This is a genomic window from Streptococcus sp. E17BB, assembly GCF_041807725.1.
In the GTDB taxonomy this organism is placed as follows: Bacteria; Bacillota; Bacilli; order Lactobacillales; family Streptococcaceae; genus Streptococcus; species Streptococcus entericus.
On sequence record NZ_JBGTZC010000049.1, the window covers coordinates 1 to 11,954 of the forward strand.

Sequence of the window (11,954 nt, forward strand, 5' to 3'; positions counted from 1 at the left end):
ATATTCCTTAATGAGCTCGCTACGTTTCCGGCCAGCTTTGTGAAGGTCAACAATTTGTTGCTTAAAGTCATCACTAAATTGACGACGGATTTTTCTAGACATAGAGTTCTCCTGTTTTCTTTAGTATAGAACACTTTATAAATTCTGTCTAGTTTAGTGTAACCGATTCATAATTTATTGATGCCATATGTTGTAATTGAATAATTAATCTTAGGAAGGAGTTTATATGGTTCTACTTGCTTCAGGTGTTATCGTTGGATTTATTGGTGCCTACTTATTGAAAGGATAGTCTTTCAATAAGTTAGAACCCACTTACAATAAACCGCACCCTAAAGTTAGACAGAAAAAATCTAACTTTAGGGTGCTTTTTTTATGACATTGAGTTGAGAAGATAAACAAAAGATTTATAGACTGAGAAAAATGGGCGACAAGATTCCTCTTAGCTAAGACATTTCCGTCAAATAGGTCAAACTCATAGACAAGTATGATATAATGGTAAACATGAATAACAAGATTTTAGACCAGTTAGAATTTGATAAAGTCAAGGCGGGTTTTGAACCTTATTTGCAGACGGAGCAAGGGCATGACCTCTTGCAAGAGCTTGCCCCTTTGACCAAGCGAGAAAAGATTGAACAGCGCTTTGTCGAGTTAGCTGATATGGCGCAACTATTTGTTCAGCAGCACCAGTTTGCAACTGGGTCAGCCAGGGATGTCTCCGACAGTCTACGTCGGTTGGAACTAGATGGTGACCTGAATGTTGATGAATTTATTCAAATCAAACGTATTTTACAGATAACCGCAGAATTGGGAAGGTTCTATGCGGATTTGGATAATGTTAATCTGACTGCCCTAGCCAATCTCTTTGACAAGTTGGAACAATTTCCTAATCTACAAGGGAGCCTACAGGCCATCAATGATGCAGGATTTATTGAGAGCTTTGCTAGCCCAGAATTGACCAGTATTCGCCGTCAACTGACGGACAATGAAGCCAAGATTCGTCAGGTGTTACAAGATGTGCTTAAAAAGCAAGGCGACATGCTAAGCGAACAGCTGATTGCCAGCCGTAATGGCCGCTCGGTACTCCCTGTCAAAAATAGCTACCGCAATCGCGTGGCCGGTGTCGTTCATGACATCTCGTCATCGGGTAACACGGTCTATATCGAGCCGCGGGCAGTCGTTGAGCTCAACGAGACCCTGACTCAGTTGCGGGCAGATGAACGTCATGAATTGGCACGGATTTTGCATCAACTATCAGATATGGTACGTCCTCAAACCAGAGCCTTGCGCAATAATGCTTGGGTCATTGGTCAGCTGGATCTGATTCGCGCCAAGTACCTCTACATGATGGACAAAAAAGCCAGTATTCCTAAGCTATCTGAGGATAAGACCATCCGCCTGCTGGGGGTGCGCCATCCTCTTTTGACCAATCCTGTCGGCAACGACCTCCATTTTGAGGACAGCTTGACCGCTATCGTCATCACAGGACCAAACACTGGTGGTAAGACCATCATGCTCAAGACCTTAGGCCTTGCCCAACTCATGGCCCAGTCAGGCCTGCCGATTTTAGCAGATGAGGGCAGTCGGGTCGCGGTCTTTACTCAGATTTTCGCAGATATCGGTGACGAGCAGTCGATTGAGCAGAGTCTTTCAACCTTCTCTAGCCACATGACGACCATCGTGTCGGTATTGGAAAAAGCTGACGCAGACAGTCTGGTCCTCTTTGACGAGTTGGGAGCTGGAACTGACCCTCAGGAGGGAGCTAGTTTGGCCATGGCCATCCTAGAACACTTGAGGCTATCACAAGTGAAAACCATGGCCACCACCCACTATCCAGAACTGAAAGCCTACGGCATTGAGACAGCCTTTGTGGAAAATGCCAGCATGGAATTTGACATCAACACCCTCAGCCCGACCTATAAGTTTCTCCAAGGAGTACCTGGGCGATCAAACGCCTTTGATATTGCCAGACGTTTGGGACTAGCTGAGGTCATCGTTGCTGAGGCTCAAGGCATGACAGCTACGGATAGTGATGTGAACCGCATCATTGAAGAACTGGAACGGCAAACGCTAGAAACCCGTCGTCGTCTTGACCATATCCGAGAGGTGGAGCAGGAGAACCTCAAATTCAACCGTGCTGTTAAGAAGCTCTATAATGAATTTTCTCATGCCAGAGACAAGGAGCTGGAAAAAGCACAAGCTGAGGTGCGTGAGATGGTTGAACTTGCTCTGGCAGAAAGCGACAGCATTCTCAAAAACCTCCACGAGAAAAGCCAACTCAAGCCTCATGAGGTCATCGAGGCTAAGGGGCAACTCAAGAATCTAGCGCCGCCTGTCGATCTCTCTAAGAACAAGGTGCTCAAGAAGGCTAAGAAGGCGCGGGCAGCACGGGTCGGTGATGACATCATCGTTCGGGCTTATGGGCAACGAGGGACGTTGATTAGCCAGCTCAAGGACGGTCGCTGGGAGGCTCAAATCGGGCTGATTAAGATGACCCTCAAGGAAGACGAGTTCAACCTCGTTCGCGCGGATAGCATGGAACAGCCTAAGAAAAAACCAGTCACCGTCACCAAGAAAGTCTCTGGGCGCGACCCTTCAGCCCGCCTAGACCTCCGTGGCAAACGCTATGAAGAGGCCATGCTGGAACTGGACGAGTTTATCGACCAAGCGCTGCTCAACAATATGGCGCAAGTGGACATCGTCCATGGTATCGGAACAGGGGTCATTCGTGAAGCAGTTACCAAGTACCTCCGTCGCAATAAGCATGTCAAGAGCTTCGGCTATGCCCCGCAAAATGCTGGAGGCAGTGGCTGTACGATTGTGGTCTTGGGCTAAAAAAGAGAACTTCCACTTGGTTTTGGAAGTTCTTTTTAGCGTTGAGATCATCGGAGATTCGTCAAGATTGCTCTGGTCGTTGGGAAACCGCAGCCAATCTGATAGTGTATGCCTATTCCTTATGTTACAGTTTTTGTCGGACGTTTATGATAGTGAATGCTGCCCGCACTACAGGGGACTAATACAGAAAAAGCAAGACAGGGGCATCTATTCTTCAGATTGTTTGATGAGCCAGCTTCTTCGTAGCAAATTTTAGCAAAAATACTTTTTTTACGGTATAATGGTCTCATAAATCGTAAGGAGGCTATTTTTATGGCACATATTGTGACAGATGCAACGTTTGAAGCAGAAACTAGCAAGGGTCTAGTTTTGGTTGATTTTTGGGCGACTTGGTGCGGTCCTTGTTTGATGCAAGCACCGATTCTTGATCAACTATCTGAAGAATTGTCAGAAGATGAGTTGAAAATCGTCAAAATCGATGTTGACCAAAACCCTGCAACTGCTCAAAAATTTGGCATCATGAGTATTCCGACCCTCTTGTTCAAAAAAGACGGTCAGGTGGTTAAACAAGTCGCTGGTGTTCACACCAAAGAACAGCTTAAGGCCATCGTTGCTGAGTTGAGCTAATAGCAGAAAAACTGATCCATTGAGGTCAGTTTTTTTCGTGCTGATAGGCCGTCCACAGTTTTTTCTGCGGTGTGGCAAAAGGGTAAGTTTCAAAATCATCTGGGTGCACCCAGGCGGTTTCTTTATTTTTTGGGGACATGGCAGAGCTGACCTGCCCTGCGACCAAGGTCACATGCCATTTACGGTGGCTAAAGACATGGGTAACTGCTGGGAAGGTCTGTTCGCACCAGACGGGGGTCAAACCGTAATCTTTCTCAAAGCTGGTCAGGTCAGGTTGGGTCATCAGTTGAGATGATGTGGACTGAGTAAAAAGGTCTAACTGCTCTGCTATTGGCTTAGCCGACAAGAGCGGAAAAGACCAGAAGCCTGAAAGCAAGCCGCTGTCAGTATTCTTTTCGAGGAGATAGCGCCCCTTACCATCTCTGATAACAAAGGCGGTTAGGTGCAGAGGGACAGGCTTTTTCTTGGGTGCCTTGATGGGGTAGCGGTCGTAGGTGCCGTTGAGGTAGGCAGCATTGAAGGCTCGTATGGGGCTCTCGTCAGGTCGCGGGGTTTTAGCATGCTCGATGTCAGTCCCCAAGTCCATAAAGGCTTGATTGAAATCACCGGGACGGTCAGGGTCGATGAGGATTTCCATCAGGGCTTGAAAGATCTTGCGATTTTTTGGATCGCCGATGTCGTAGTCAACTTCAAAGAGTCTGGCTAGTACCCGCATGACGTTGCCATCTACAGCAGGCTCAGGCAGACCAAAGGCAATGCTTGAAATAGCGCCAGTGGTATAGGGACCGATGCCCTTGAGAGAGCTGATGCTCTCGTGGGTGTTGGGAAATCGCCCACCAAAGTCAGTCATGACTTGCTGTGCTGCTGCCTGCATATTTCGCACGCGCGAGTAGTAGCCAAGCCCCTCCCAAGCTTTGAGCAGCTTATCTTCTGGTGCTGCAGCCAAATCAGCGATGGTAGGAAACCACTCTAAGAAGCGCTCGTAGTAGGGGATAACCGTCACGACTTGGGTCTGCTGAAGCATGATTTCAGATACCCAAATCTTGTAGGGATCTGTTGTTCGACGCCAGGGGAGGTCACGTTTTTCACGGTCGTACCAAGCAAGCAGAGTGCGACGAAAGGCAGCAATCTTGTCTTCGTCCCACATCTGGATGCCGTAATCGTTCAAATTTAACATGGGTTTATTGTACCATAAATTGACGATGCGGGTAAATAAGATTAGCTGAACTGGAAAAGCTCAAATTTGTTGGTAATAAAATCCCCTGACATCAGATGATGTTAGGGGATTACTATGTGTAAGCTAGAGAGACACGACCTTCTCTTAACTACCGTGACCAAATCTCATCATAGTATTGTTGAATGGTACGGTCAGATGAGAAGAATCCTGCTTTGGCGATGTTGTGGATGACTTTCTTGTTCCAAGCTGCTTGGTCTTCGTAGTCAGCTAGAACTTGCTCTTTGGTGGCAATATAGTCCTTCAGGTCAATCAAAGTCATGAACCAGTCTTTGTTCAGTAGTTCTTGGTAGAGGCGGTTGAGGCGATCTGGGCTGCCCAGAGCCATCAACTCATCGCTGACGATAAAGTCAACCAACGGTTGAATAGCCTCGTCAACGTAATAGTCACGTGACACATAGCCAGCCTTATCATAGAGGTCAATGATGGTATCACTGTCTTGACCAAAGGTGTAGATGTTGTCCTGACCAGCCAGTTCTGCAATTTCAACATTAGCCCCGTCCATGGTACCTAGTGTTAGGGCACCGTTGAGCATGAACTTCATGTTGCCTGTACCAGACGCTTCTTTAGATGCCAGAGAAATTTGCTCTGAGATATCGGTAGCAGGAATCAGTTTTTCAGCCACAGAGACGTTGTAGTTCTCTACCAGATGGATGTTGAGGTAAGGGCTGACCTCAGGGTCATTGTTAATCAACTCAGACAAGCAGAGAATCAGGTGGATAATATCCTGAGCAATGGTGTAAGCAGGCGCAGCCTTACCACCGAAGATGACCGTCAGCTTACGCGCAGGATGGTTGCCAGCCTTGATGTCCAAGTATTTATGAATCACGTAGAGGGCATTCATCTGTTGGCGCTTGTATTCATGGAATCGTTTGATTTGTGTATCGATGATGGAGTGTTCGTCTAAATCGATGCCCTTGTTGGCTTTGAGGTAGGCTTTAAGTGCCAACTTGTTTTGGAATTTGATGTCTGCTAAACGCTCTTGAACCGTAGTATCATCAGCGAAAGCCACTAATTTTTCCAAGGCTGTGGCATCGGTCAAGTACCCATCACCAATCAGTTCTTTGATGTAAGCAGCCAAAGGTTGGTTGGCAAACTCTAACCAGCGACGGAAGGTGATGCCGTTGGTCTTGTTGTTGAATTTCTCAGGATAAAGGTCGTAGAAAGCCTTGAGTTCACTTGCTTTGAGAATCTCTGTATGGAGCGCTGCCACACCGTTGACAGAAGTTGAGTAGTGAATATCCATGTGTGCCATGTGAACACGGTCGGTCTCATCGATGATAGCGACGGCTGGATCAGCGTACTTAGCTTTGACACGTGTATCAAGTTCCTTGATGATTGGCACCAAGTGTGGCACAACCTCATCTAGGAAGCTCAGTGGCCATTTTTCCAAGGCTTCTGCCAAGATGGTGTGGTTGGTGTAGCCGACCATTTGTGACACGACAGTAATTGCCTCGTCCATGTCAAAGCCATGCTTGTCTGTCAAGAGACGAATCAGCTCTGGAATCACCAAGGATGGGTGCGTGTCGTTGATTTGTACGTAAGTGTAGTCTGGCAAATCGTGCAGATTTGAACCGCGCTCAATCGCCTCGTCAATCAAGAGTTGGGCAGCATTTGACACCATGAAATATTGCTGGTAAATGCGGAGCAGTTCTCCATTTTTATCAGAATCATCAGGATAGAGAAAGAGCGTTAGGTTCTTTTGGATAGCTGTCTTGTCAAAGCTGATGCCATCAGTGATGAGGTCAGTGTCAACTTGTTTAATGTCAAAGAGATTGAGGTAATTCTTGGTCTCTTTTTTATAGCCCAGAACAGCCATGCGTTTGAGGGTTGACGTCAGGGTAAAGTTAGCAAATGGCACCTCATAGCTGATATCGGTTGGGATTAACCAGCTGTCATCCTCAATCCAGAAGTTTGGTTGTGCATCTTGTTGATTATCCTTAAAGACTTGTTGGAAGAGCCCGCAGTGGTAGTTGAGACCAACGCCCTCACCGTTAATGCCAAGTGTTGAGATAGAATCGATAAAGCAAGAGGCCAAGCGACCCAAGCCGCCGTTACCAAGCGATGGTTCTGGCTCGATGTCTTCGATGGCGCTGATGGATTTGCCAGCGGCTGCTAGTTCAGCTTTGATACTGTCGTAGATACCTAGGTTAATTAGGTTGTTGGACAGGAGTTTTCCGATGAGAAACTCGGCTGAGATGTAGTAGACCTTACGCTTGCCATCGTTTTTAGGCAAGTCCTTGCTCATGTCTTTGACGTAGTTGAGCAAATGGGTGTAAATGTCCTTGTCAGACAATTGTTGTAGCTCTTGTGCAGTTTTGTTCTTGATATAGCTTGTAAAATTAGTCATTCTGTTCATTACCTCGTTGATACAATAGTGTGATCTTTTTCAAAAACTCTTTGTGTTCAGGGGTTAACTCTTCTGGCAACATCCGCCATTCCCAGTTGCCACCAACGGTTGACGGCAAGTTCATTCTGCTATCAGCCGGTAGATCGAGAATATCTTGCATGCTGGCAATGGCTGTATTGCTAACGGTCGCAAATAGCGTGCGAAGCATGGCGCGACTGATGTTCTCCTCATCGCGACGGTTGATGTAGCTGTTAACATAGTCTTTTTGCTCTTGAGTTAGGTTGTCGTACCAGCCGTTGACCACTTCGTTGTCATGAGTACCTGTATAAGCAAGGCTATGCGCAATGCAACGATGTGGGCTGTCTATGCTTTGCCCAGTTGTGTCGAAAAAGCCAAATTGCAGGATTTTCATGCCTGGGAAACCACAGTCTGCGAGGAGTTTCTTCGCACGGTCGTCGATATAACCCAAATCTTCAGCGATGATGGGTAAATTGTCTCCCAATGCTTCTTTTACAGCAGCAAAGAGGGCATAGTTAGGACCCGGATGCCACTTGCCATCATTGGCGGTTTCACCATCTCCATCGATTTCCCAATAGTCTGAGAAACCTTTGAAGTGATCAATCCGTAAATAATCATAGAGCTTAAAGCTCTCACGAATGCGGTAAATCCACCAAGCATAGTGGGTTGCTTCATGCGTCGCCCAGTCGTAAATCGGATTGCCCCAGAGCTGACCATCTGTGCTGAAATCGTCGGCTGGGCAACCTGCTAGAAAGAGGGGACGGCGTGCCTCATCCAACTTAAACAATTCTGGTTGTGTCCAAACCTCTACGCTATCCGCAGATACATAAATCGGCATATCCCCGATGATGCTGATGTGGTGTTCATTAGCATAAGCCTTTAGCCTGACCCATTGGCTGAAAAAGAAATACTGCGTCGCCTGATGGTAGGCGATAACATCTGCCAGCTCTTCACGATAGCGGTTCAGGCTACTTTCTTCCCGTAAAATAGCAGAGCTATCCTCCCATTCTTGCAAGGCACGATTGCCAAAATGCTCTTTCAGAGCCATAAACTCTGCATAGTCAGGTAACCAAGATGCCTGTTCTTCTAGAAAGGCTTGATAGACTGATGTGACCTTGTCATCTGCGAGAAAGGCTTGCACAGCTTTTTCTAGAATCGGACGACGAGCTTCAAAAATTTGCGCATAATCAACCCGAGAAGGATTATCGCCAAAGTGAGCATCAGCATAGTCAGCTTTTTCCAACCAGCCCTCAGCTGCCAACAGGTCAAGATCAATCAGGTGCGTGTTCCCAGCGATGGCTGAAAAGGACTGATAAGGGGAGTCACCGTAGCTTGTCGTGGTCAGAGGTAAAATCTGCCAATAGGTCTGCTTGGTCTCTACAAGGAAGTCCACAAAATCATGAGCAGCCTGCCCGAAGGTCCCCACACCGTAAGGACTAGGCAAAGAAGTAATGTGCATTAAAACACCGCTTGCACGTTTGTCCATCATAAGTTCTCCTTTAGTCATGATAAGTCTAGTCTAACGCAACCGATTGCGTAAGTCAAGTCTTTTCTTAAAAATCTTAAGAAAAATTAGCGATTGTTACCAAAAGAAATCACCGATAAGTGACAACGGTGACTTCTTTTTATAGCTCGTTTAACTGGTTGAGGCAGCGTCACTTACTCGCCTCGCCTGCCTCAAACCGGATTTTATGTGGTTATTTTTCTCACTCTGCTTATGCGGCGGATTGGTTGAGTAAGCACATCAGCCGCAGTGGTAGCAGAAACGTTTTATCTCTTGTTTCAGGGACAAGACGTTAGCGATACAGGTCTCGAACACTTTCCCTTTCCTTTAGATTAAAGGGGACAATGACTTCTGTTGACGGTTGTTGCCTATCCTCGATAATATCTAGCAAGCGGATGAGACTTGTTTGTCCGAGTTGGGCAACATTGATGTCAAACGTTGTTAAGTAGGGATGAAGCATTTTTGAAAAAATCGAGTTATTGAAGGAAATTAAGGAAAGATCATCCGGAACACGCAAACCATAGAAGGATAGAAACTGAATGACTCGGATAGAGAGCAAATCACCGATGACAATCAGACCTGTGATTTTTTCTCTCTGTATCGTTTCAATGAGCAAATCTAAGGTTGCTGGATCTTTCCGGTCAAAGAGCAAAATGGGTTGAACTGGCAAATCGAGTTGCTCAATAGCCTGCTGGTAGCCTCGGTAACGGTCAAGACAGACACGGCTTGTTAAATCATCTGTGACAAACAATAGTTTTTTGTGCCCTTTGCGTTGAAGGTGTTTAACAGCCTCTTCCCCCATCAATTGGTTGTCATTGTCAATCGAAATTAAGTTTGGATTTGCCTCTATCGGTGTTCCGACAACCACAAATGGAATGTTATGGCTGCTTAAATAATGTTGAACAGGGTCATCTTTTTCAGAGTATAGGATTAAAAACCCATCAGCTCTTTTTTGGCGGTACATCAGTTTCACCTGTTCAGCTAAATCTTCAACGGAATTACTGGTGGCAATCGACACCGTAAAGCCCTGTTGTTTGGCTTGATCGTTTATTGCCGTCAAAATTTCCATGAAAAAGGGTTCGCTAACCCGATCAGGGGTGGTCAGCGGTGGCAAAACAACCCCCACACACTGAGTCAGTCCGCTTGCCAGCATCTGGGCGGCCCGATTGGGCACATACCCCAAATCGTCCATCGCTTGGCGCACACGTTCTTTTGTTATTTGAGAAATAGCAGAGCTGTCTTTCAAGACTCGGCTGACTGTCGAAGCATTTACACCAGCCCTCTTTGCCACATCCTTAATTGTTACCATAATCATGAACCTCCTGATGCTTATTTTACCTTATTTGAGAGGGGTAATGCAACCATTTGGTTCAGCTATTAAGAGATTAGTTTCAAGCAGAATGCGTCCCAAGCCTCCAGTTTCATCTGGTCGAGGTCTTCAGGGAGAACAGTGTTGGTGATAATAAGCTCATCGATGCCATCAGGTAGCGAGAGGTGCTGAACCTGATCAGAGAGGTTAACGACCACAAGATAGGTACTGCTCTGCCATTGACGAGTATAGGCGAAGACTTGATCAGGCGTATCGAGGAGGTTGTAATCGCCGTAAATCAGCCAGTCAGCCTCTAGGCGCAAGCGAACCAGCTGTTGGTAGGTGTAAAAGATCGATTGCTTATCCGCCAGTGCCTGAGCGACGTTGATGGTCTGGTGGTTAGGGTTGATAGGTAGCCAGGGCTGCCCTGTGGTGAAGCCAGCCTGTTGCCCAGCTGTCCACTGCATTGGCGTGCGGGCATTGTCACGACCAATCATGCGAATCTGGTCAAGGGTAACGTCATTTGACTGGCCAGCCTGTCTAGCTTCTGTCAGGTAGTTGAGGCTTTCGATATCGTTGAGCTGGTCAACAGTTGTGAATGGGAAATTCGTCATTCCAATCTCTTCCCCCTGATAGATGTAAGGTGTTCCCCGCATCAGATGAAGCAAGATAGCGAAGGCTTTAGCTGATTTTTCACGGTAAGTGCCCGTATCTCCCCAGATAGAGAGGATACGTGGCAGGTCGTGATTGTTCCAAAAAAGCGAGTTCCACCCCTGTCCGACAGGCAACTCGGTTTGCCAACGTGACAGAACGGTTTTTAGTTTAGGGACATCAAGTTTGGTATAATGCCACTTGTCTTTATCTGTTTCGTGCTGGAGACCGATGTGTTCAAACTGGAAGACCATGGACAGCTCCTTGCGGTCTGGTGCAGAGTAGAGTTTCGCCCGTTCAGGATTGGCGCCCCAGGTTTCTCCTACTGTCAGTAAGTCTGGGTCGGTCAGGCAGGCTTGGTGCATTTCCTGCAAATAGTCATGGAGCTTGGGACCGTTGTTGCCAATGAGTTGGTCAGGGACTTTGCCAATCATGTCGATGACGTCCATCCGAAAACCTGAAATGCCCTTGTCAATCCAAAACTGCATCATCTGGTAAATCTTTTGACGCAATACGGGGTTTTCCCAATTGAGGTCAGGTTGCTTACGACTGAAGAAGTGGAGGTAGTAGGCTTGAGTTTGCTCGTCATAAGCCCACGCAGAACCGCCAAAAACTGAACTCAGTTCATTTGGTTCATTTGCCCAGATGTAAAAGTCGTGCTCAGGACTATCTGGTTGCTGACGGGCTGTCACAAACCAAGCGTGCTCATCGGAGGTATGGTTGACCACCAAATCCATAATAATGCGAATACTACGTTTTTTGGCTTCAGAAAAAAGTTCTTCCATGTCCGCCATGCTACCAAATTCTGCTGCAATGGCTTCGTAGTCAGAAATATCATACCCATTATCGTCCATGGGACTTTGGTAAACAGGTGAGAGCCAAATGGCGGTGATGCCAAGCTCTTTTAGGTAATCTAACTTACTGATGATACCCGGTAAGTCACCGATACCATCACCGTTACTGTCCATAAAGCTCTTGGGATAGATCTGATAAACAGTGGCACGGTGCCACCAGCGTTCAGTCATAAGATTTTCTGTCATGAAAGGTCTCCTTTAAATTATCATTTGATGCCATTATAACTTTTTTTTGCCAATTAAGCAAACGGTTGCGTGAAAGAGTTAGTTCCTAAGTGACAAAGAAGAGTTGTAAGGGTTAATTCGGAACTAAATTTTTTTTTAATTTTTTCAAAAAACTACTTGACATTTTGAGCAAGCGGTTGCATAATAGAGGTATCATTATCTGTTTAATACTGTAATGCCCCGTTACCGCAACAATTCAGATAAAAAGAAGAAAGAAGGAATGACATGACAACATTAAAACTGAACAGCCTTTACAAGAAGTACCCAAACAGTGACTTCTACTCTGTTGAGGACTTTGATTTGGACATCAAGGACAAGGAGTTCATCGTCTTTGTTGGACCATCAGGTTG

Annotated in this window: 7 protein-coding genes and 1 pseudogene; 3 read left to right on the plus strand and 5 right to left on the minus strand. The window is 46.3% G+C overall.

Annotation, left to right across the window (positions count from 1 at the left end):
* The first annotated feature begins 501 nt into the window (after window positions 1–501).
* Complete coding sequence (locus ACERC7_RS09685; protein ID WP_373666824.1) at window positions 502–2,832, plus strand: endonuclease MutS2; 2,331 nt, start codon at window positions 502–504, stop codon at window positions 2,830–2,832.
* A gap of 312 nt (window positions 2,833–3,144) precedes the next feature.
* Entirely contained in the window at window positions 3,145–3,459 is a 315-nt protein-coding gene (gene trxA, locus ACERC7_RS09690; protein WP_373659553.1) for a thioredoxin, read from the plus strand.
* A gap of 25 nt (window positions 3,460–3,484) precedes the next feature.
* On the opposite strand, the gene mutY is transcribed toward trxA, so the two are convergent.
* The 5 genes from mutY to ACERC7_RS09715 form a co-directional block, all read right to left on the minus strand.
* Window positions 3,485–4,636 (minus strand): A/G-specific adenine glycosylase, encoded by a 1,152-nt coding sequence (gene mutY, locus ACERC7_RS09695; protein ID WP_373666825.1) that lies wholly within the window; start codon window positions 4,634–4,636, stop codon window positions 3,485–3,487.
* Between the two features lie 148 nt (window positions 4,637–4,784).
* Complete coding sequence (glgP, locus tag ACERC7_RS09700) at window positions 4,785–7,043, minus strand: glycogen/starch/alpha-glucan family phosphorylase (RefSeq protein ID WP_373660552.1); 2,259 nt, start codon at window positions 7,041–7,043, stop codon at window positions 4,785–4,787.
* Complete coding sequence (malQ, locus tag ACERC7_RS09705) at window positions 7,036–8,547, minus strand: 4-alpha-glucanotransferase (RefSeq protein WP_373666826.1); 1,512 nt, start codon at window positions 8,545–8,547, stop codon at window positions 7,036–7,038. Before malQ ends, glgP begins: the two co-directional genes overlap by 8 nt.
* A gap of 310 nt (window positions 8,548–8,857) precedes the next feature.
* A complete protein-coding gene (locus ACERC7_RS09710; RefSeq protein WP_373660551.1) occupies window positions 8,858–9,874 on the minus strand; it encodes a LacI family DNA-binding transcriptional regulator in 1,017 nt (338 codons plus the stop codon).
* Between the two features lie 68 nt (window positions 9,875–9,942).
* Window positions 9,943–11,550: an alpha-glucosidase gene (locus ACERC7_RS09715; protein ID WP_373666827.1), complete on the minus strand. Its 1,608-nt coding sequence runs from the start codon at window positions 11,548–11,550 to the stop codon at window positions 9,943–9,945.
* 279 nt (window positions 11,551–11,829) lie between these two features.
* Between ACERC7_RS09715 and ACERC7_RS09720 the strand changes: the two are divergent.
* Window positions 11,830–11,954: pseudogene (locus ACERC7_RS09720) on the plus strand (sugar ABC transporter ATP-binding protein); the annotation flags it as partial.

What these genes read in the sequence shown, in the direction of transcription:
- ACERC7_RS09685 (WP_373666824.1), top strand. Translation starts at nt 502, where the DNA reads ATGAATAACAAGATTTTAGACCAGTTAGAATTTGATAAAGTCAAGGCG.
- trxA (WP_373659553.1), top strand. Translation starts at nt 3,145, where the DNA reads ATGGCACATATTGTGACAGATGCAACGTTTGAAGCAGAAACTAGCAAG.
- mutY (WP_373666825.1), bottom strand. Translation starts at nt 4,636, where the DNA reads ATGTTAAATTTGAACGATTACGGCATCCAGATGTGGGACGAAGACAAG.
- glgP (WP_373660552.1), bottom strand. Translation starts at nt 7,043, where the DNA reads ATGACTAATTTTACAAGCTATATCAAGAACAAAACTGCACAAGAGCTA.
- malQ (WP_373666826.1), bottom strand. Translation starts at nt 8,547, where the DNA reads ATGGACAAACGTGCAAGCGGTGTTTTAATGCACATTACTTCTTTGCCT.
- ACERC7_RS09710 (WP_373660551.1), bottom strand. Translation starts at nt 9,874, where the DNA reads ATGGTAACAATTAAGGATGTGGCAAAGAGGGCTGGTGTAAATGCTTCG.
- ACERC7_RS09715 (WP_373666827.1), bottom strand. Translation starts at nt 11,550, where the DNA reads ATGACTGAACGCTGGTGGCACCGTGCCACTGTTTATCAGATCTATCCC.